Genomic DNA, 22,817 nt, shown 5'->3' with positions numbered 1-22,817 from the left:
TATTTCTCCGTTTCGCCAAAGTTTTCACGTTGATCAAGTTTACTGCAGATACGTTACGAGAAACTGAGTTACGTCCGTAAGATCCACAACCTAATGTCAATGATGGTAACATTTCATTGTAAATATCTCCGATACCACCTTCTGCAGATGGCGTGTTCACTAAGATCCGGCAAGCTTTCATACGTAAAGCAAATTTGATCTGTACATCTTCATCTTCAGAATGGATAACAGCAGTATGTCCTAGTCCACCTAGATTCAACATTGCTTCACTTAATTCGATTCCATGTTCCGTACTGTTTGATTTGATCATTGCCAATACTGGAGATAATTTTTCACGAGATAATGGATGTTGTGGTCCAACACCATCGATTTCAGCAATCAACATTTTTGTTCCAGCTGGAACATCGATTCCTGCATCTTTCGCGATTGAAATTGCTGAATGCCCAACGATTGCTGGATTTACAGCATATTTACCTTCATTCATTACTGTATTTTCTAATTTTTCTAATTCTTCAGGTTTCACGAAGTAGACTTGATGTGCTTGGAATTCCGCTTTTACTTCATCATAGATTTCTTTATCTACGATGACTGCTTGTTCAGAAGCACAGATCATACCGTTATCAAATGTTTTTGATACGATCAAATCGTTTACGGCGCGTTTGATTTTCGCTGTTTTTTCGATATATGATGGTACATTACCTGGTCCTACACCTAAAGCAGGTTTTCCAGTTGAATAAGCGGATTTCACCATTGCTGCTCCACCAGTTGCCAATACGATCGCAATACCTGGGTGGTTCATCAATCCTTGTGTTGCTTCGATCGATGGTTGTTCGATCCATTGTACACAGTGTTCTGGTGCTCCTGCAGCAATCGCTGCATCGCGCACGATACGTGCAGCTTCAGCTGAACATTTTTGTGCACTTGGATGGAAAGCAAATACGATCGGATTACGTGTTTTTAAGGCAATCATTGCTTTAAAGATCGTTGTTGACGTTGGATTTGTTGTTGGTGTTACTCCACAAACAACGCCGACTGGTTCTGCGATCTCGATCAATCCTTTTTGTTTATCTTCACTGATGATCCCTACCGTTTTATCATCTTTGATTGAATGCCAAATATATTCAGAAGCGTACATATTTTTGATTGCTTTATCTTCGTAAATTCCACGACCAGTTTCTTCAACTGCCATTTTCGCTAACATCATGTGATTATCTAAAGCTGCCATTGCCATTTCATGTACAATATGGTCGACTTGTTCTTGAGTAAAATCAGACATTTTGCGCATTGCTTCGTTTCCACGAGCCGCCAATTCATCGATCATTGTTGCAACATCAACTGTTTTAACTTCTTCTTTTTTTGCCATTGATAGGTTCCTCCTATTTATCTCTAACTTGTTAACTTATTCACAAGAATAATATACCTCACTTCTTTTCTTTTGTAAATACTTTTTTGTGATTTTTTTCACTAAAAAGTAAAAAAAGAAAAAAGAGCTAAAAACTAGCTCTTTTTCTCTTTATTTTTCAGTTTTTTCTTCTTCGATCACTTCATCCACTTCAGTTTCAGCTAAAGTTTCTGGTGTTTCTTCTACGATCACACTTGTTGGTGTCGTTGGTGGTGTTACAGTGCGGATCGCTGTACGATCGAATTCTAATACGATTCCTTCACAGTCAATCAATACTGTATTTTTTTCTTTATTGACTTCAGAAATGACTCCGTGTAAGCCCCCGATTGTAACGATTGCACTTCCTGGTTGCATTGAATCCAATGTTTCTTGACGCTTTTGTTGTTGTTTCTTTTGTGAACGTTGGAAGAATAACATCATTCCTCCAAAGAAAACTAACATAATGATTAATTGTACCATCTAGACACCTCTCCATATTCTTTTCTCTACTGTAGCACAAAACAACATAAGTTCTCTAGACCTTTTAGAAGTTTTTAGCGTTTTCTTTATTAAATCCGTACTCTTCAAAAAAGGCTTGACGAAATTCCAATAAATTATCATCCATAATGGCTTGACGCACTTGTTTCATCACATTCAATAAGAAGTGCAAGTTATGGTAAGACGTCAAACGGATACCAAATGTTTCATCACATTTGATCAAATGACGGATGTACGCGCGTGTATAGTTTTTACATGTGTAGCAATCACATTTTTCATCTAATGGTCTAAAATCACGAGCATATTGGGCATTTTTAACGACTAATCGACCTTGAGATGTCATACAAGTGCCGTTACGTGCAATACGAGTCGGTAAAACACAGTCAAACATGTCGATTCCACGCATCACACCATCGATCAACGAGTCTGGTGTTCCAACGCCCATCAAGTAACGTGGTTTATGATCTGGGATCAATGGCGTCGTAAAGTCTAAAACACGGTTCATTTCAGATTTTGGTTCTCCAACAGATAATCCTCCGATCGAATATCCAGGAAAATCCATACTGATCAAGTCTTTTGCACTTTGGCGACGTAGATCTTCAAAACCAGCTCCTTGGATGATTCCAAACAACCCTTGACGATCTGGATTCGCGTGTGCTTTTAATCCACGTTCAGCCCAACGAGAAGTTCGTTCAACTGATTTTTTGACATAGTCATAACTTTCATCAAATGGTGGACATTCATCAAAACTCATCATAATATCAGAACCTAATTTATTCTGGATATTGATAGCTTTTTCAGGTGATAAAAATAGTGGCGAGCCATTTAAATGATTTTTAAAATGAACACCTTCTTCTTCGATATTCCGCATATCAGCTAATGAGAATACTTGGAAACCACCTGAATCCGTTAAAATCGGTTGATCCCAGTTCATAAATTTATGTAAGCCACCTGCTTCTTCGACCAAATCTTCTCCTGGTCGTAACCATAAATGATACGTATTGCTCAAAATGATCCCTGCACCCATTTGCTTTAATTCTTCTGGAGCGATCGTTTTTACAGTGGCAAGTGTTCCTACGGGCATGAACATTGGCGTTGGGAATGTACCGTGTGGTGTAATGATCTCACCTAAGCGGGCTCCAGTGTGTTTTTCTTTTTTTATTAAACGATAACGAATGGCTGGTTGCGACATTCATTTCCCTACTTTCTGATTTAAATTAAACTGCACTTTCCATCATAAGTGCAGTTTAGTTAATTTGCAAGCGTGTTTACTCTTTCTTATTTGTGATATAATGAATCATTCACAAATGCATTTGCAAAATTTTTTGGGAGGATTGATTATGAAAAAAAATCGGGAATTAAAAACCGAAGCTAAAGCAATGCTAAAAGGAAATTGGAAAGATGCTGTATTGCTAAATTTGGTGCCTACACTTTTATTATTAGCTGTATTCTACCTTATTTTATTGCCCTCATTTATGTTGATTTATCATTTTACAGGAGACGGCGCTTCGATCACTGCACAAAGCAACAATGGAACTAGTTCAGGTGGTCAATTTGTCAGCGGTTTGATCGGTACTTTCTTCTCACTAGCTGTTACATGGACATTACTAGACATGTTACGTCATAAGCGTGAAAAAATTGTTCCTTTTAAAGATGCCTTTCGTACGTTTACATCACCTTATGCTTTGGTAATCTTCGTGGTTTATTTGATTCAAACGATTTTTATCGCTTTATGGTCTTTACTGTTTCTCATTCCAGGTATTGTTAAACGTTATTCATACTATCAAGCATACAATATTTTCTATGATACATATGAACATACTGGAGAACGTTTAGGTTATTTAGATTGTATTACAGCAAGTCGCAAATTAATGAATGGCCATAAAGGTCAACTCTTTGTTTTAGAAATTAGTTTCATCGGCTGGCATATCTTAGCAATTATGACTTTAGGAATCGGTTATCTGTGGTTGAATCCTTACATCGCCGCAACGAAAGCAGCCTTTTATGATGCTTTACCAAAAGAATTAGCCTAAATATAACAAAAGTGAACAGTCAAAAGAAAAAAGCCGAATCATTCCGAGAGTAGTTTCACCTATTTCGGAAATGATTCGGCTTTTTTTTAAAGAAATTACTTCTAGAACACCATTTATCTAGTTTTTAGGGGTGTGACAGACTTCTGTCACACCCCTTTTGGTTTAAGCTTCTTCAGCTTCTTCTTCATCAGGCAAGCGATGGAATTTGATCAATTCATTCACGAAAATTGGAACAAATGATAAGAAGATCGCTAGCAACCAATGATTGAAACTGATTCGAACTAAACTAAACAGCGATTGTGTAAATGGAACTAACGCGATGACTGTCGTAATCACGATCGCTAAAATCGCCATTTCAAATAATGACTTATTCGACGATAAACGTACATTAAAGATTGAACGTTCACTGCGTACATTGAAGACATGTAAGATCGAAGAATACGCTAAAATCAAGAAAGCAACAGTTTGTCCTACCTCATGGCTAGCATCAACCCAAGGACTAATAAAATCAACAAACGTTCCAAGGTAATAACCAAATAGTGTCACGATAGTAAAGACCGTTGCATTGATTCCAATTTTTTGGAACAATCCACGGGCAAAGATACTTTCATTTGGTGGAATTGGTGCCTCGTTCATGATCCCTTTTTCAGCAGGTTCTTTTCCTAATGCAAATCCAGGTAATCCATCGGCAACGACGTTTACAAACAATAATTGAACTGCTGTAAATGGCGCACCCCAACCAAATAACATTGCAAGCAATACGATAAAGATCTCTGAGATATTACAACTTAATAAGAAGTTTACCGCTTTACGAATGTTTTGGTAGACTGTTCGACCTTGCGCGATTGCATCTACAATCGTCGCAAAATTATCATCAGTTAAGACCATATCCGCAGCACCTTTGGCTACATCAGTTCCCGTAATGCCCATCGCACAACCAACATCACTAGCTTTTAAAGCAGGAGCATCATTCACACCATCACCTGTCATCGCAACGGTTGCACCGGTACGTTGCCATGCTTGAACAATTCGAATCTTATCTTCTGGAGTTACACGAGCATATACTGATAAGTTTTTCACTCGATTATCCAACTGTTGATCCGTCATTTCACGTAATTGAGCACCTGAAATCGCTTCTTGTGGTTTGGATAAGATTCCTAACTCTTTAGCGATCGCACTAGCGGTCACTACGTGGTCACCGGTGATCATTACTGTTTTGATGCCAGCTCGTTTCGCTCTAGCAATTGCACCTTTACTTTCAGGTCTTGGCGGATCGATCATGCCGATCAAACCTAAGAGTTGTAGATCTTTTTCTAAATATTCAGAAGTCATCTCTTTTGGTTCTTCATCAAAAGTCCTAAATCCTACAGCAATCACACGTAGCGCTTTTTTCCCAAAACGATCATTGACAACTGTGGCTTGTTCGACGTCACCATAACGAAAACGTGGCATCAAGACGTCAAAAGCTCCTTTGGTAACGGAAATGTATTTTTTACCATGTTTATGAACGGTCGTCATCATCTTACGTTCAGAATCAAACGGCAATTCACCGATCCGGACATAGGTTTCATCTAGCTCATCTTTGGTATGGTAGCTTTCTTCTAATGAGCGAACGATCGCGATTTCCGTAGGGTTCCCTTTATAAGTTTTTTCTTCTCCTTTTTCGATAATGACGTCGGTACATAATGAAGCAATTTTTAAAACTTCGATCGCTTCTTCTGTCATTGCATCTTCTGCATCGACAACTTCATCACCATGACGCCAAATACGACGAACGGTCATTTTGTTTTGTGTCAATGTTCCTGTTTTATCTGAACAAATGACACTTGCCGATCCTAATGTCTCTACAGCAGGTAATCGTCTGATGATCGCATGTTTCTTCGCCATTTTTTGAACACCAAAAGCTAATGCTAATGTGACGATCACCATCAACGTTTCCGGAACAGCTGCCACAGCTAGAGATACTGCTGTCATAAATAGTTCTAGTACTGGCTCACCTTGTAGATAGCCCACTAAAAAGACGATAGCTGCTGCACCTAAAGCAATCAGGCTGATCCGTTTGCCCAGTTGATTCAAACGACGTTGCAGTGGCGTAATGGTTTGACTAGTACTATTCAATAAGGTAGCAACTTTCCCCATTTCAGACTGCATTCCAGTTGCCGTAACGATCGCACGGCCACGGCCGTTGACTACTGTACAGCCCTTAAAGACCATATTCAGCTGGTCACCCAAGCTTTCTTCCCCTGTTGTTTGGAAGTCAGCATCTTTCATTACGGGTTCGCTCTCCCCGGTTAACGCAGACTCTTCAACACGTAATTGGGAAGTTTGCGTTAGCCGAGCATCAGCTGCAATCATTGAACCATTTTCTAAAATCAAAATATCACCGACTACGACTTCTTCAGCGTCGATCTCGATCACTTGGCCATCGCGCAGTACTGAGGTAATCTGTTTGTTCATATCTTCAAGTGCTGCCAGTGCTTTTTCTGCATTGCCTTCTTGTACGATCGCTAGAACCGAATTGATCACGACGATTGCGATGATCAATAATCCCTCAAATAGATCACCATGTTCTGTTGAGAACGCAGTATAAAAAGAGATTGCTGCTGCGACAAGTAAAATAATCGTTGTAAAATCAGATAAGCTATGCAAAATCTTTGAAAGTATCGTTTGACCAGGTGGTTGTTCAAACTGGTTCCGTCCATTTTCTTTCAACCGTTTGGCTGCTTCCTGACTAGTTAATCCTTGCGAAAGATCCACATTGGTTTCTTTCTCGACTACATCAATTGTTTTTTTATATTCTTCCATTCCATTCCTCCTTATAGTCGTTCTACTTTTACTATAGCATGCTTCGTCAAACACTTTCAAGAAATAGGGTAACGAAAAGTAAGAAGTCTGTGTTCTTTTATACAAACTTAAAAAAATGTAAAAAAACACAATCTGACGTCAGATTGTGTTTTTTAGTATTTATTTTACGAACATTGCGTCACCAAAACTAAAGAAACGGTAACGTTCGTCGATGGCATGTTGATATGCTTCTAGTGTAAACTCACGGCCAGCAAAGGCACTAACTAACATGACTAAAGTCGATTTTGGTAAATGGAAATTCGTCGAAAAGGCATCGACCACTTTCCACTGATAACCTGGTTTGATGAAAATGCTCGTCCAACCACTGTCTTCTTGCAAGCGTCCATCAAATTTTGATCCAATCGTTTCTAATGTACGGATCGAAGTCGTTCCAACTGCTACGATTTTCCCACCGCTGTCACGCACTTCATTTAACTGATCCGCTGCTTCTTTGGTTAAACGATAAAATTCACTGTGCATATCATGCTCTTCGATGTTATCCACACTAACTGGTCGAAACGTTCCTAGTCCAACGTGTAACGTCAAATAAACCAATTTCACACCTTTAGCTTGAATTTTTTCTAATAGCTCTTCTGTAAAATGTAAGCCAGCTGTTGGTGCCGCAGCTGAACCATTTTCTTTTGCGTACACGGTTTGATAGCGATCTGGATCTTCTAAACGTTCTTTGATGTAAGGGGGTAATGGCATTTCACCTAGTGATTCTAAAATCTCTAAGAAGATCCCATCATAACTAAAGCGAATGATACGCCCACCATGTTCTAATTCTTCTTCCACAACAGCGGTTAAACGACCATCCCCAAAGGTAATTTTCGTGCCAACTTTAGCGCGTTTCGCTGGTTTGATCAAGGTTTCCCAACTATCGCCTTGGGTGTTTTTTAATAATAAAATCTCTAGGTGACCACCAGTTTCCGTTTTTTCGCCATATAAACGTGCAGGAAGAACACGGGTATTATTCATAACTAGTGCATCGCCAGGATTTAATTCATCGATGATATCATGGAAATGTTTGTCTTCCATTTCTTTGGTTTTCGTATTTAACACAAGTAAACGTGAACTCGCACGATCTTCTAATGGTGTTTGGGCGATCAATTCTTCTGGTAAATCAAAATCAAAATCTTCAGTTGTTAACATTCTACTTCACTCTCTCTACTTAGTTTGCTTATCTATTCTATCATTTTTTAAGTAAACTTTACACTAGCCTGTTTAGCGAAAAGAGAGTGTGACAAAAATTTGTCACACTCTCTTTTTCTTAATGGAAAATATGGCTTTTCTTGATCATAGCACTCGTTTTCTTTTGGATATGAACCATCTTCGGTGCTGCGTAAAGTCCGATTGCAAAAAATCCTAATGCAATCAGTACTAGTACGATGATATCGATCCGTGCATTCGGCCAATACACACCACCAGCAGACTCACGTAGTAAGTTTACGGCATACGTAAATGGCAATAAAGGATTGATCATCTGGAAGAATTTTCCAGATACTTGGATCGGATAATTTCCTCCACCACCAGAAATGGAAAGGACTAAGATAATGATCCCAACTCCTTTACCAAAGTTACCAAGTAATGCGACCAGTACATAAATGATCATCATAAAGGTCAATCCGATCAATAAAGCAAAGAACACACTAAGTACAGGTGCTTTGACATCGACTCCTAGTAAAAAGATATTTCCAAGTGTCACGATCAGCGTTTGGAAGATCGACATCGTCAAGAAGGTCAACATCCGTGCTAAGAATGTTTCACGTCTTGTAAAGCGTTGGTGTTCTTTTTTGCTTAAATGGAAATCCGTCGTTGCGATACTTGAGAAGAGTAACGCTCCGACCCATAAACACAATGCAGTATAAAATGGTGTACTTGCTGATCCATTATTTGCGATTGGATACATCGTGGTTGTTTTCAGGTCGACTGGATTCGTAAAGAACTCACTTTCTTTTTGAACATCTTGTTTCATCAATTTGATCAATTGACCTAGATCAAGCGTTTCTTCTCCTTTATTGATTGCTTCAGCGGCCTTCGCAATTCCTTTTTTGATCGATGGCCAATCGTCTTGAATCAATGTATTCGCCAGATTTAATGCATTCTCGACATCTGGGAATTTTGCATTTACCGTGTCTAAAGTGTTCGTGATATCTGTTTTGACTCCTGGCCAATCATTTTGCATAAACTCACTAGCTAATTGTAGTTTATCTGCTACGATTGGCAATTCGTTTTGATACAGATCCGCCCCCTTATTGATCGCTGAGATGATTTGATCCATATGACCATTCAACATTTCATTTGCATCTGTCAATTCTTGGCGGATCGCAGGAAGCTGTGCTTGATATTTTTCTAAGATCCCAATCGCTTGGGTAACCGTTCCTTGTGTTGCATCAAGCAATTGTTTTAGCTGAGTATAATTGATCTCGCCCATCAAGGATTGAGCATTATCTAATGTTGCAATCAATTCTGTTAAAATCGTTCCGACTTTATCTCCGATATTCAACTGTTGCACTTGAGCGATCGTTTGTTGGATCGATTGCGCAGTCGTATTGATCGTTCCCAAAATCGCTTTGAGCTGATTGATTCCTGCATCTGACGTCACATCGATCTGACTCAAACGTTGTGCCATACCATTCGCCAATGTTTGGGCATTACGTAATTGTTCAATCGTTTGTGTAAATGCAGTAGTATTCGTTGTTTGTTGCAATGATTCTAAAAAGTCAGCAATCGTACCTAGTAAAGTAGCTTGCGTTTCAAACCGTTTTTGTAAATCGTTCACTAGTGCTTGTAAAGCGGTTCTTTCTTCTGCAGTCAGTTCATTTTTATCCAGTAATTCCTGAATTTTTGCTGTTACTTTTTGTGTATCGCTAGCTAGTTGATTCACAGAGCTTAACGTCGTCTCCACTGAAGCTTGGATCGAAGGCAATGCTGTCTGCAGTTGTTTGGCAAAATCTTCAACCGATGTTGCTGTACCACTAGCTTGTTGACCAAGTTGTTCGATTTGTGGCCACAAACTTTGGACCTTCTCGATGACTTGTAATCCTTCTTTTGCTTCGTTGACTCCTTGCGTCATTGTTTGTTCGACTGAATCAAAATCCTTGTTGATTTCTGCTAGCTGATTGCCTGCAGCTTGCAATTCAGGGATTTTTTGTTGCAAGGTCAAAATAACAGATGCCTGTTCTTTGATACTTGGCATCTTACCATTTAATTCAATGATTTTTTCACCTAATTCATCAACTTGTGGTAAGTACCCTTTAAGCTCGTTGGCTTTATCTAATTTGGTTTTTAGTTCGGGTAATTTTTGATGCAAGCTCACGACTTCTGCTAAATAACCGTCAATTTCAGACATATTGCTATTTGTGGTTAAGATCAAGTCTTTGATTTTATTGATCGAAACAAGATTTGTTTCGATATCATATCCCACTTCTTTTAATGCCTTAAATAAAGTTGAAGAAGCTGTATTGATAAAATTACTACTGATTTCTTCTTTTAAACTTTGCGCGCCTTTATCTGTGATCTTCGGCGCGATCGCATTGATTTTTTCATTAAAGTAATAGTTGATCGTCGGTTTTTTGATTTCACCTTTAGTAAAACTAATCAAGTCTTCAGAGAAGTTTTTCGGTAAATAGATCCCTGCATAATACTTTCCTGATTTGACTCCTTCTGTGACTTCTTCTTTTGAATCCACAAATTGCCAACCCAACTGATCATTTTTATGTAATTCTTCCAATACATCTTTTCCGATATCGATTTTTTTATCTTTGATCGTAGCTCCTTTATCGTCGCTATAGATCGCAATCGGTAATTCACCAGTGTTCCCATATGGATCCCATAATGCTTCGATATTAAACCACGCGTAAAGCGAAGGTAAAAACATTAAGGCTACAATTAAAAATGCCGCAATCGGTATTTTAAATACACGTTGCCAATCTAGTCGATAAAGGTAAAATACGTTTTTTATTTTTTGCACTTTATTCACCTGCTTTTTTAGTCTCGATGTTTAAATTATCACGTTTCATCATAGTTTTCCACGATTGAAAATTTGCAGAAAGTATTTTTTAGACAAAGTATCTAGTTTGTCTAGTTTATAAAAAAAGACGAGGCAATCGATCACTGTCTCGTCTTTTACATTAGCCTTCTCGATTTTTTTTCGCGGCCATCCGTACTGCTTGAATTGTTGCGGCTCTAAAGCCATTTTCTTCTAACGATTGCACAGCTGCAATCGTGGTCCCCCCTGGTGAGCAGACTTGGTCTTTTAACATAGCTGGATGTTCTCCGGTTTCAGCGACCATTTTCGCTGCCCCTAAAACAGTTTGAGCGGCAAACGTATAAGCTTGACTTCTGCTCATCCCTTCTGCCACGGCTCCATCTGCTAAAGCTTCAATGAATAGATATACATATGCAGGTGCTGAACCACTTACGCCAACTACTGCATCAATCAAGCTTTCTGGTACCACTTCGGCACGTCCAAAGCTAGACATCACTTCTAATACAGCTACTTGTTCGTCAGCTGAAACATTTGGTGTGACAGATACACTACTCATCCCCTCACCGACCATAGCCGGTGTATTCGGCATTACTCGAATGATCTTTTGATTGCCTAATTCTTGCTCGATTTCAGCAATCGTAACACCTGCAGCAATCGAACAAATCAACTGTGTTGAAATCCAAGGTTTGATCGTTGCAAGTAACTGACGTAAAATATTTGGTTTCACCGCTAAGATCACTAAATCAACTTGTTTGATCAACTGCTCCATTTCTAAAATCGGTGTAACGTGATAGGTATCGACAACTTTTTCTAAAGTTGGCGCATAGCGATGGTTATAGACTAAAATTTCACTTGCTTGATATAGTTGACTATCGATCATCCCTTTGATCATTGCTTGGGCCATGTTACCAGCGCCAATAAATCCAATTTTCAACATCTATAAATCTCCTTTATTGATCAAATGACACTACTTTTTGTTTGTTAACGACGACATATCCTCTGACTGGCGTCTTTAAAGTCTGCATTGAAAAGGGAATTTGCCACTCCCACTCTTGTTCCCCTTGTTGAAAAATACCGGTCGGCTTTGTTTGGTATTCGTCTGCTCGGTTGATAGTTACAAGCAAACAATAGCCTTCAAATTCGATTTGTTGCTGTTGTCTCAAGTGACGGATTTTTTTTATAATTTGATAAAGCAGACCTAAAGCTGTTAGAAGTATAAGTATGAATGCAATTGTACTCATTTAGATAAAAGACCATTTTCAGACACTTTAAGATCAATCCCCACACTGACCTTAATCGCGCGTTCAACTTCCATCATTTTTTCTTCATCGACTCGGCAAATTTTGTCTTTTAAGCGTGACTTATCGAGCGTGCGAATCTGTTCTGCTAAAATCACTGAATTTCTTTCTAATCCCATCTTCGACGCTGCAATTGGAATATGCGTCGGTAATTTCGGTTTGGCAATTTTTGCGGTAATGGCCACAACGATCACCGTTGGGCTAAAATGGTTGCCTAAATTATTTTGAACAATCAATACCGGTCGTACACCGCCTTGTTCTGAACCAACGACCGGAGATAGATCTGCAAAGTAGATATCTCCTCGCCTAATCATATACTTCCCCCTAATGTTTATAAATTCTTGGTAATCGTTCTGAAAATAGACAGGCGACTTCATAATGAATCGTGCCTATATATGTTGCTAAATCTACTAATTCAATACTTTTTTCACCCATTGTTCCTACAAGTACGACCGGCTCTTTCACCGGTAGTTCATACGGCAAACGGACCATGATTTGATCCATACACACACGACCTACGATCTCACAATAGTGGTTATCGATCAAGACATGAAAACCTTGTAGCTTACGAACAAATCCATCTGCATAACCAATCGGTATCGTACCGATCCATTCGGTATCAAGTGTTTGATAGGTTGCACCGTAGCCGATCTTTGTTCCTTTTGGCACTTGTTTGACTTGCACCAATTCAGATACTAGACTCAATGCTGGTATCAGTGGATAGGGTGAATCTAACGCATTGCCTGAAGGATTTAAACCATAAAGTGAGATGCCATAACGAACCAAGTTCCCTTCACTTTCTTGCCATAATTCACTCGCACTATTTGCAGAATGAATGTAGCGTGGACGCTTTGGTAAACTAGCGATGATCGCTTTGAAGCGTTGATTTTGTTCATTTGTATACGACTGATCCGCTTCGTCTGCTGTGGAAAAATGAGTGAAGATCCCTTCGCAAAAAAAGCCCGCTAACTCATCGATTGTTTCATAACTTTGTAAGACTTCAGCTTGATTTGTAAAGCCGATTCTACCCATTCCTGTATCGATCGCAAGATGAAGTGCGATTGGATTTTCCCATGGTGTTTGTTGATACGTTTTGTTTGCTTCTCTTAACCATTGTGATGTGGCAAGCGGAATCGAAAAGCGATACTGACTAATCAGTGCTAAATACTGTGGGTCGACGATTCCTAAAATCAAAACAGGTGCTTGTATGCCGGCCTCACGTAGTTCGATCGCTTCATCGATCGTCGCCACGCAGCAGCCCGTTGCTCCTTCTTCTAAAGCAATTTTCGCTATTGGAACAGCGCCATGACCATAGCCATTGGCTTTGACTACAGCGAACACTTCTTCTTCTGGTCGACGATGGGTATGTAGATGGTGCATATTTTGACGGATTGCCTCAGAATCAATAATCAATTGAGTAGGGCGATGATACGATGTGACCACAATCATCCCTTCTTTCTCTCTTTTTTACTCTTGTTCTAATACTACTTGTGCAAATGCGGTGGTATCTGTATGCGTAATGCTGACATGTACCATCTCTAGCGGCCAAGGTGCTTTGGTAAACACTGGTGCACCTTTTGAGCTAGCTAAAATCTCAAGATCTTGAAAGGTTACTTTACCAATCCCAGTCCCATAGGCTTTAGAGAATGCTTCTTTACATGCAAAACGCCCTCCTAAAAATTCGATTTTTCGATGCTTAGGAAGGGAGTCAAAATACGTATGTTCATTTTTGGTGAGTACTCGTTTTGCAAATGAAGGTTTCTCTTCAATAATTCGCGCAATTCGAGGTAACTCAACTGCATCAATGCCGATTCCTTTAATCATTTATGTAAGTCCTTTTTCTAAAGTTAGTCTTATTCTACCAAAAAATCTCGAGAAAAACAGATATATTTTTTCCTTTTTTGGATAAAAAAAACGAGCAAGACATCAGCCTTACTCGTTTACTTATTAATCTTGGTTTGAACGGATCACAAAACTACGTTTGCTATCTGAAGAACGACGACTTCTTTTCGCTCCATCTTCACGTGGTCCACGATTGCGATCACGGTTGCCACCGCCATCACGATTACGGTCGCGGTTATCGCGGCCACCACGTTCGTCACGGCCTCCGCCACGGTTATCACGACGACGATTTCCGCCTCCGCCATTACGGTTACGGTTTCCACCGCCACCACGATTGCGATTGCCTCCGCCGAAGTTTTTCTTCCCTTGAGGTAATGGACGTTCTGGTGTAATTTTAACTGGTTCTTGATCAGCAGGATCTTTTGCTAATACTTTTAATAGTAACGCAGCAATATCTTGTGCAGAATGATCTTGTAATAATTCCTCAGCTGAAGCTAAGTAACGATCTAAACCATTTTCTGCTAATTTTTCTTCTACTTGCTCAATCGCAGCACCTAATTGGCCTTTGAACGCTTCGATTTCACTTGGTGGACGTAGAGGTGTCATACGTTTTTTCGTTAAGTTTTCGATAACGTGTAAGTAGCTCATTTCATTAGGAGTTACAAACGTTACAGACATTCCGCCTTTACCAGCACGGCCAGTACGACCAATACGGTGAACATAGCTTTCTGGATCTTGAGGGATATCGTAGTTGTATACATGAGTAACGCCAGAAATATCTAATCCACGAGCGGCAACGTCTGTCGCAACTAAGATATCAAGATTTCCACCTTTAAAGCTACGTAATACACTCATACGTTTTTGTTGAGAAAGATCACCATGGATTCCTTCTGCTTTGTAACCACGAGATTCTAAACCACGTGCTAATTCGTCAACACGACGTTTTGTACGACCAAATACGATTGTCAGTTCTGGTGATTGAACGTCTAGTAAACGCGTCATGATATCGAATTTTTCAAAATCTTTTGAACGTACGTAGAATTGATCGATCAAATCAGCAGTCATTTCTTTGGCTTTGATTTTCACGTGATCTGGCTCATGCATGAATTTCACACCGATGTTTTTGATCGCCGGTGGCATTGTTGCTGAGAATAATAATGTTTGACGTGATTCAGGGACTTTAGAGATGATTGCTTCGATGTCTTCTAAGAAGCCCATATTTAGCATTTCATCTGCTTCATCTAATACTAATGTTTCAACTGTTGCTAATTTTAAGGTGTGACGGTTGATATGATCCAACATACGTCCTGGAGTACCGACTACGATATGTGGACGGTCTTTTAATTGACGGATTTGGCGACTAATATCAGCTCCACCATAAACGGCTTGAACACGTACTTTTTTGTCTTTACCTAAGCGGTATAATTCTTCTTGCGTTTGAATCGCTAATTCACGAGTTGGCGCAATGACTAATCCTTGTAATTGTTGTTTCGTCGTATCGATTTTTTCCAACATTGGCAAACCAAAAGCAGCTGTTTTACCAGTACCCGTTTGCGCTTGTCCGATAACATCTTTACCAGCTAAAGCCAATGGAATTGTTTCTGATTGGATCGGTGTTGCTTCTTCAAAGCCTGCACGTTCGATAGATGCTAAAAGCTCTGGTGATAAATTTAAGTCTTTAAATTTCAAATGAATCCTCCTATTGTACCATAATGACTTATGGCGCCCTCTTCTTAAAGGGTCTTGTCTTTTCGTTGAAGTGTTCATAGCTATATCCACCATCGTCCCTTACAATGGTAGATTCTCACCGAAAAACCACTTCTTGAAGACATTAGAAAAGGCGAGACAACTGTATACATTCCATTGTCTCCGCCTAGCATTGAATATCTGGCAAAAATTTGCCTGTCTATTAAGATCCCTTAGTGGGAATTTAAGTTTCTAAATGATAACTTCGTCTTTCGGCACGTCATTCATTCTAACACAGGATGAAATTTACATCAAGTTTACAGACTCAAGATTTCATATTCTTTCAAGCGTGCTTCGCGCCATTTTTTGTAAGATTTCTGCTTTGATTTCTTCACTAGTGAATGCATGAATGATTCCTTGGCGATTGATCAAGCGAAATTCAGCTTCAGTTAGATGATGCGCTTTTGTGATTTGATAATATTCATTTGTTAATGTGGTATTGGACACGGTGCGATTATCCGTATTTAAACAAAATACGATCTCACGTTCTAACCATTGACGGATTGGGTATTGTGCATAAGATTCGATTGCTTGCGTTTGAATATTGCTGGTCGGACAACCTTCGATACAAACTTCCGCTGGTAGTCGATCGAGATCTTTAGCTAAACTGATTCCATGACCGATCCGCTTGGCACCAGATTCGATGGCTTGATGGATGTTTTTAGTACAACCACACTCACCAGCGTGTAGCGTCAATTGGACATTTTCATGATCGATTAACTGTAACGGCTCTTTAAAGTCTAACGCAAAGCCATCTGCTTCTGGTCCAGCCAAATCAAAGCCAACGACTTTTTCCTCTCCTTGCGCTAGGACTTGTGTAAATATTTCGTTTACTTGAGTGGACAAAGTATTGCGCATGCCACAAACTAAAATGTTTCCTATGATCGCATATCGCTCTTGTGCCTCTTTGATACCTTGTGCTACAGCACGTAACGTTTCTGATACAGACAAGCCTTTTTCCATCGACAAACTAGGCGCAAAACGAATCTCTAAATACACGACACCATCGTCAGCGGCTTGCTCCATAACGTCAAAAGCAGCCATTCTTAACGCTTCTTTTGTTTGAAGATACGGCAACACATAATCAAAACAAACCAAATATTCCTCTAAATTTTGACACGTTTTCGAAGCTTGCATCTTCTCTCTTACAATTGCAAGATCCTCTTCGATCGGTAAATGTTGTACACGTGCAATTTGTTGTAACGTCTCTGGACGAATCGAACCATCTAAATGGCAGTGTAATTCAGATTTTGGAAATGTTTGAATTGATTCATAGGTAAACATGCGGTCACTCCTTTAGGTATTTTTAGCATTATAACGAGTCTTTACGAAATTGTATATAAAAAAACAGACATTTCTTGGAAATTTCAGGAAATGTCTGTTTTTACTAATTATTTTGTAAGAAAGTAACCACTTCGGCTAATCCCATTCCGTTACTTCCTTTGAATACTATACTATCTGTTGGTGTTAACTGTTGTTTTAATCCTTGCATCAATGCTTCTTTTTCAGTTGGCTCAAATAATCGATAGATCAGTTCAGGATAGCGATCTGGAATCAGTTCGGCTAACGCGTGCATCCGTGTTCCATAAAGATAGACTTCATCATAGCCGTTTAAATGATCGATCATTTGTGCATGCATTGCTAGTTCGTCAGGTCCTAATTCTAGCATATCTGCTAGTACGGCGATTTTTTTACCTGAAACGTCTAGTTTACCAAAACTATCTAATACTAAGCTCATCGCAGTTGGATTGGCATTGTAGACATCGCTCAACAGATCCGCTCCATTGAATGCTTTTAACCATTCCGTGCGTTGTTTGGTTAGTTCAAATGTAGCTAGACCATGTTGGATGTGTTCGACTGATAAGCCTAATAACTGTCCGATCGCAATTGCGATCAATGCATTCGTTACATTATAGCTACCGATAACTGGAATCTGATAAAGATGACCATCGACTACAAAACGAGTGTAGTCTCGTGTTTCTTCTAAAATTTGTGCTGCTAGATCACCAGTTTGAATCCCAAATGTTTGCTTCTTTTGGGTTAATTTCGCAGTCAATGGCTGTAGTAACGGTTCATTTTCGGGAACGATCACCACACCATCTTTGGCTAAAGCTGCTGTGATCTCCATTTTACCCGCTGCGATATTTGCTCGTGATCCTAAATTTTCGATATGTGCTTCACCGATCATTGTGATCGCTGTAATATCTGGTTTTGCGATCGTAGATAACAATGTCAAGTCACCAGCATGATCCATCCCCATTTCAAGAACTACCACTTCTGTAGTCGAAGGCATGTGCAATAAGGTGTACGGTAAGCCGATCTCATTATTGTAGTTTCCTTGTGTTTTATACGTTTTAAATTGCTGCGAAAGTACAGATTCAGTCATATCTTTTGTCGTTGTTTTCCCATTACTTCCAGTGATCGCTACGACCTTGGGCGCCGTTTTGTCACGATAGTACGTCGCAAGTGTTTGAAAAGCTGCTAAAACATCAGGTACTGCAATTGCTGTAATCGTAGAAGGTGCAGACGTTTCTTGGCTCCAAAAAGTAGCGATCGCTCCGTTTTCAATCGCTTGTTCGATAAACTCATGACCATCACGCGCTCCCGCTAACGGTACGAATAGATTTCCTGGTTTGATTTTTCGGCTATCAAACTCAACTCCAGTAATCATTCTTGGATCGCTATAATTAGCTGAAAAAAGAGCCGCAACTTCGGTTATTGATAATTTCATCGTAAATTCTCCTTAAAAAAAGAGCCGACCGTAAATGCGAGCCGACTCTTTGTGACTTAGTTTGAAAAATCTGTAGCATGATGTTGACGCTGTTTGTAGCGATTCAATCCTAATTGGATCAATTCTTCGATTAGATCGCCATATTTTAGTCCCATCGCTTCCCACAAAGAAGGATACATACTAAATTGCGTAAACCCTGGCATCGTATTCAATTCATTTAAGAACAATTCATTTTTATTTGTTAAAAAGAAATCACAACGGCTAAGTCCGCTACCGCCTAACATGATATAAGCTTTTTTTGCGTACTCTTGGGCTTGTTGTTGGACTTCATCGGATACTTCTGCTGGAATCTGCATTTCGATTTTATTGTCGATATACTTCGAGTTGTAATCATAAAAGGCAACATCTTTAACGATTTCGCCAGCCGCTGTCGTACGCACGTCTTCATTTCCTAATACGGCAACTTCGATCTCACGTGCTTCAATCCCTTGTTCAATCACGACACGAGAATCATATTTGTAGGCTTCAGCTAAAGCAGTCTGTAACTCTAAACGGTTTTCTGCCTTCGAGATCCCTACACTTGATCCCATATTCGCTGGTTTAACAAACATTGGGTAGAGTAATGATCCTTCACATTGTTCGAACACTTGCTTTGGATTTTCTTTCCATTGATGTTCTAAAACGGGTACATATGGTACTTGTGGAATCCCCGCAGCTTGTAAGATATATTTTGTCATGATCTTGTCCATCCCACAGGCACTCGTCACAACTCCCGCTCCAATATAAGGCATATCCAATACTTCTAAAAAGCCTTGGATCGTGCCGTCTTCACCATTTGGACCATGTAATAATGGAAACACGATCGTATCGGTTTCTTTGATTTCGCCTGGTGCAATAGACGTGGCGTTTTTCCCAACGGTTAAATGCAATTGCTCGATATCAGTCGGCTGTTCTGTCAATAAAGGGCCTTTTAGCCACTCGCCACTTTTTGAGATAAAGACTAACTGAACTTGATAGTAATCATAATAAATTGCTTGTAAAACGGAAAAAGCAGAAAGAATCGAAACATCATGTTCAGCACTTTTTCCTCCATATAACAATGTAATTTTCAAGAGTTGTTCCTCCTATAAGGTCTCTTATCAGAAATTTTTCTCCCCTATTTTAGCATAAAACACTTGTAAAGACACGTAATCTTTTAACGTTTTTCTAGTCCATTTTATTGAAATATTGGGTAAGTTCTTGCGTCAGCACTTGTAAAAAATGCTTACGATCCTCATGAGTAAATGGTTTAGGACCTTTGACACGTTTTTTTTGTTTCCGTAATTCCGCATGTTCAAAACGTCTGAGTAACAATAAATCGATCGTCTCTTTTTGGTATTCCACACCGGATTGATGGAAGACGCGAACCCCTTTTGGCAACAATAAAGAAGCTAAACCGTAGTCTTGAGTGATCACCCAATCACTTGCTTTTACTAATTTCACGATCTCATAATCAGCACGATCATGTCCTTTTTCGACGTAGACTAGCGTGACAAAATCTGGATATTCTTTGGTCGTAAAATGAGCGATACTCGTTACGATCAAAACAGGTAGGTTAAATTGTTTGGCGACTTGGATGACTTCTTCTTTAACTGGCGAGCCATCGCCATCGATAACTAAACGCATGAAAATCCTCCTTTACTAACTCAAGCTAAGGATATAAAAAAAACCAACAGAAAAATTCTGTTGGTTCACCAGTACTATTGCTAGTAGATGGGCCCATTTCCACATAGTTCCCATCCGACACCCTGCAAATCCGGCAGGTGAGTTTCCTCTTGTGCCTCTGTTGAGTAGTTGACCTAAGTCAACCGCCTCGGCTCATCGCATAACGATATAGTATCACAAAATAAGTAGAAAGCCTAGTTTTTTTCGTCTAAAATGGCACTTACTTTAGTAGTGATCAAATCGATCGCTACATGGTTTTCGCCACCTTCTGGCACGATCACATCCGCATAACGTTTCGTCGGTTCGATAAATTGATGATACATTGGTTTTACCACACCTAAATATTGATCGATCACAGAATCTAATGTACGACCACGCTCTTCGATATCGCGTTTGATTCGACGGATAATACGCGTATCATCGTCTGTATCGACATAGATTTTAATGTCCATCATCTCACGCAAACGCTCGTCTTCTAAAATCATGATCCCTTCTAAAATGATCACTTCTTTAGGTTCTTGCACGACCACTTGATCGCTACGTGTATGTTTGACATAATCATATACTGGGATTTCGATCGTTTTATATTCGACCAATTGATGCAAATGTTCGATCAATAGATCGGTATCAAATGCAAAGGGATGATCATAGTTTGTTGCCAAACGATCTTCAAATTTCAAATGACTTTGATCTTTATAATAGGAATCATGTTCAAGCATCATAATGGAGTGATTTGGAAAATGATCTAAAATCGCTCGACTGACACTTGTCTTCCCACTACCAGATCCCCCAGTCACTCCAATAATAATCGGCTTGTTCTTACTCATCTGTCTACCTCTTTCGTCTGCTTTTTCACACTTCTATCTATTATAGCGAATTTTTGATAAATTACCATGAAAAACCGACGATTTTTGCTAAATCATTAAAAAAAGGCTTGCAATTTCTTAAAATTGTGCACTTGATTCCAACTCATTCAATAACGCTGGTAATTCATCTAAAGTTGCGATTTGATAAGTCGGTTTTGCTTGATCGTTTGCTAGTGTTTCAGTCGAAAGCCAGATCGTGTCGATCCCATTTTTGATACCACCTGTGATATCTGAAGTGTAAGAGTCACCTACGATCACAAGCTTGTCTTTAGGAATATCGCGATTCGCATAAAAAATCGTGTCAAAAAACTTTTTGGCTGGTTTTTGGGCACCAACTTCATCAGAAACAAAAATTTGATCGAAATATTCTAATAGGCCTGCAGCTTTCAACCGTTTTCGCTGAGTCACTCCACGACTATTTGAAGCAACTTGTAGGGTGTAGCCTTCGTCATACAACTTTCGCACAACAGCTAAACTATTGCCTAAAAGTTGATGTTCTGAGGCTAACTGCGTACGAAACGCCTGATTGAGTAAACTTGGATCTGCTTTGATCGCAAAATACGTCAGCGTTCGTTTGAATCGCTCAACAAGCATCTCTTCGCGGCGATCATTTTCTTTTTCGATGATCTTCCACACATTACGGTTCATCTGATGGTAATAGGCAATCAATTCCTCTGTTACCGAGATATCTTGGGTTGTAAATGCATAGGTCAAAGCTTGCTTTTCAGCAGCCTGAAAATCTAATAATGTATCGTCAACGTCGAATAAAATCACTTTATAATGCATAACATTCCCCCTAGTTAAAATATGGTTTCAAAGCGTGCAATTCCTGACTTGTTAACGCGCGATAAGAACCAACGTCTTCTTGTTCTAAGCTTAATGGTCCCATAGATACACGCTTTAACGCAATTACTTTTTTCCCTTGAGCTAAAAACATTTTTTTCACTTGATGAAACTTGCCTTCTGAAATCGTAAGCAATGCAGTACTTTTTGTCGGAGAAGTCTCTAAAATCTTTAAGTTTGCTGGTTTACAGACTATTCCACCGATAAATTCGATCCCGGCTAAAAATGCTTGTTCATCTTGTGCGGTCAATGCTTCATTTACGGTTACATGATAGGTTTTTTCGACATGACGATCAGGATGCAATAAAGCAAATCCCAATGGTCCATTTGTGGTCAATAATAGTAAACCGGTCGTATCCCGATCCAGTCGTCCAACAGCATATAAATCAGGATGTCGATCTTGTGGATCTAGTAAATCAAAGACCGTTTGATGATTTTGATCTGAATTGGCGGTTACATAGCCTTGTGGTTTATGCAAGAGCCAGTACTGTTCTGTCGTTTCAAGTCGTTTGCCGGCCACAGTGATTTCATGGATCTGGCTATCGACATTTAATTTTTCTTCGTATATCTTTTCTCCATCCACTATGACTTGACCCGTTAAGAAAAGCCGTTTCATTTGCTTTCTGGAAGTATTTAAGTTTTTTTCGATTAATTTATCAATTCTCATTAGATTCCTCTGTTTTTTTCTTATTATACCGTACATTCAAGCGATCCAAAATCACTTTGTTTGACTTTTTAAACTATCCGTCCTATGCTTAATGAGTAAAGTAAATATGTTTCTCATACACAGCGTTACAACCTGGTGGAGAAAAGTTCAATCAAACTTTCCAGGGTAGCTTTGTATTCAAAGTTACCCTTTTGCGTGTTCTCACGTACCCACTTCATGTGAAGAGTAATCAAAATTTGCTTAAAATAAAGTGTCTTCGGACCCAATTTTCTAGGAGGAATTTAATTATGTCAGTTTCACTAAAAGCAAGTAAAAGAGAAGTTCGCCCCCGTTCATTACGTAACCAATTACGTCACGAAGGTAAAGTACCTGC

General features: G+C 39.4%; 20 protein-coding genes and 1 pseudogene. 2 read left to right on the top strand and 19 right to left on the bottom strand.

The window, feature by feature from the left end:
- The 3 genes from QZ413_RS01920 to tgt all read right to left on the bottom strand — a co-directional run.
- Positions 1-1,363, bottom strand: a 1,363-nt coding sequence (locus tag QZ413_RS01920) for an aldehyde dehydrogenase family protein (protein WP_297075694.1), incomplete at its 3' end; no start/stop codon positions are given.
- Between the two features lie 150 nt (positions 1,364-1,513).
- Complete coding sequence (yajC, locus tag QZ413_RS01915) at positions 1,514-1,861, bottom strand: preprotein translocase subunit YajC (RefSeq protein ID WP_297075691.1); 348 nt, start codon at positions 1,859-1,861, stop codon at positions 1,514-1,516.
- Between the two features lie 64 nt (positions 1,862-1,925).
- Entirely contained in the window at positions 1,926-3,071 is a 1,146-nt protein-coding gene (gene tgt, locus QZ413_RS01910) for a tRNA guanosine(34) transglycosylase Tgt (RefSeq protein WP_297075688.1), read from the bottom strand.
- Positions 3,072-3,219: 148 nt separating this feature from the next.
- Between tgt and QZ413_RS01905 the strand changes: the two genes are divergently transcribed.
- Positions 3,220-3,912, top strand: a complete 693-nt coding sequence (locus QZ413_RS01905; protein WP_297075686.1) for a DUF975 family protein — start codon at positions 3,220-3,222, stop codon at positions 3,910-3,912.
- Between the two features lie 162 nt (positions 3,913-4,074).
- Here the strand turns inward: QZ413_RS01905 and QZ413_RS01900 are convergent, their stop codons facing one another.
- From QZ413_RS01900 to QZ413_RS01825, 16 genes are all read right to left on the bottom strand, one after another.
- Positions 4,075-6,717, bottom strand: a complete 2,643-nt coding sequence (locus QZ413_RS01900; RefSeq protein WP_297075682.1) for a calcium-translocating P-type ATPase, PMCA-type — start codon at positions 6,715-6,717, stop codon at positions 4,075-4,077.
- Between the two features lie 159 nt (positions 6,718-6,876).
- Positions 6,877-7,908, bottom strand: a complete 1,032-nt coding sequence (gene queA / locus QZ413_RS01895; RefSeq protein WP_297075681.1) for a tRNA preQ1(34) S-adenosylmethionine ribosyltransferase-isomerase QueA — start codon at positions 7,906-7,908, stop codon at positions 6,877-6,879.
- 118 nt (positions 7,909-8,026) lie between these two features.
- On the bottom strand, positions 8,027-10,729 hold the full coding sequence (locus QZ413_RS01890) for a YhgE/Pip family protein (protein WP_297075678.1): 2,703 nt from the start codon (positions 10,727-10,729) through the stop codon (positions 8,027-8,029).
- 160 nt (positions 10,730-10,889) lie between these two features.
- Entirely contained in the window at positions 10,890-11,684 is a 795-nt protein-coding gene (gene proC, locus QZ413_RS01885; protein ID WP_297075676.1) for a pyrroline-5-carboxylate reductase, read from the bottom strand.
- A 13-nt stretch (positions 11,685-11,697) separates the two neighbouring features.
- Positions 11,698-11,910, bottom strand: a complete 213-nt coding sequence (locus QZ413_RS01880) for a hypothetical protein (RefSeq protein WP_297075675.1) — start codon at positions 11,908-11,910, stop codon at positions 11,698-11,700.
- A gap of 74 nt (positions 11,911-11,984) precedes the next feature.
- Positions 11,985-12,359 (bottom strand): type II toxin-antitoxin system PemK/MazF family toxin, encoded by a 375-nt coding sequence (locus QZ413_RS01875; RefSeq protein WP_297075674.1) that lies wholly within the window; start codon positions 12,357-12,359, stop codon positions 11,985-11,987.
- A 10-nt stretch (positions 12,360-12,369) separates the two neighbouring features.
- Positions 12,370-13,488, bottom strand: coding sequence for an alanine racemase (gene alr / locus QZ413_RS01870; RefSeq protein ID WP_297075672.1), 1,119 nt, complete (start codon positions 13,486-13,488; stop codon positions 12,370-12,372).
- Positions 13,489-13,512: 24 nt separating this feature from the next.
- Positions 13,513-13,869: a holo-ACP synthase gene (gene acpS / locus QZ413_RS01865; protein WP_297075669.1), complete on the bottom strand. Its 357-nt coding sequence runs from the start codon at positions 13,867-13,869 to the stop codon at positions 13,513-13,515.
- A gap of 123 nt (positions 13,870-13,992) precedes the next feature.
- The gene (locus QZ413_RS01860) at positions 13,993-15,576 is read right to left on the bottom strand and encodes a degradosome RNA helicase CshA (RefSeq protein ID WP_297075666.1); all 1,584 of its coding nucleotides are present in this window, start codon (positions 15,574-15,576) and stop codon (positions 13,993-13,995) included.
- A gap of 330 nt (positions 15,577-15,906) precedes the next feature.
- Positions 15,907-16,917: an adenosine deaminase gene (gene add / locus QZ413_RS01855; protein WP_297075664.1), complete on the bottom strand. Its 1,011-nt coding sequence runs from the start codon at positions 16,915-16,917 to the stop codon at positions 15,907-15,909.
- 103 nt (positions 16,918-17,020) lie between these two features.
- Positions 17,021-18,364, bottom strand: coding sequence for a UDP-N-acetylmuramoyl-tripeptide--D-alanyl-D-alanine ligase (gene murF, locus QZ413_RS01850; RefSeq protein ID WP_297075662.1), 1,344 nt, complete (start codon positions 18,362-18,364; stop codon positions 17,021-17,023).
- 56 nt (positions 18,365-18,420) lie between these two features.
- Positions 18,421-19,476, bottom strand: a complete 1,056-nt coding sequence (locus QZ413_RS01845) for a D-alanine--D-alanine ligase (RefSeq protein ID WP_297075660.1) — start codon at positions 19,474-19,476, stop codon at positions 18,421-18,423.
- 94 nt (positions 19,477-19,570) lie between these two features.
- Entirely contained in the window at positions 19,571-20,029 is a 459-nt protein-coding gene (locus QZ413_RS01840) for a YaiI/YqxD family protein (protein ID WP_297075657.1), read from the bottom strand.
- Between the two features lie 233 nt (positions 20,030-20,262).
- Positions 20,263-20,895 (bottom strand): uridine kinase, encoded by a 633-nt coding sequence (udk, locus tag QZ413_RS01835; RefSeq protein WP_297075655.1) that lies wholly within the window; start codon positions 20,893-20,895, stop codon positions 20,263-20,265.
- Positions 20,896-21,012: 117 nt separating this feature from the next.
- Entirely contained in the window at positions 21,013-21,720 is a 708-nt protein-coding gene (locus QZ413_RS01830; RefSeq protein WP_297075652.1) for a YjjG family noncanonical pyrimidine nucleotidase, read from the bottom strand.
- A gap of 10 nt (positions 21,721-21,730) precedes the next feature.
- Complete coding sequence (locus QZ413_RS01825; RefSeq protein ID WP_297075649.1) at positions 21,731-22,444, bottom strand: pseudouridine synthase; 714 nt, start codon at positions 22,442-22,444, stop codon at positions 21,731-21,733.
- Between the two features lie 287 nt (positions 22,445-22,731).
- Between QZ413_RS01825 and QZ413_RS01820 the strand changes: the two are divergent.
- Positions 22,732-22,817: pseudogene (locus QZ413_RS01820) on the top strand (50S ribosomal protein L25); the annotation flags it as partial.

Origin of the sequence: uncultured Enterococcus sp. (assembly GCF_913775425.1) — a bacterium.
Taxonomy (GTDB): domain Bacteria; phylum Bacillota; class Bacilli; order Lactobacillales; family Enterococcaceae; genus Enterococcus_G.
This window is presented reverse-complemented; position numbering and strand designations above follow the sequence as displayed.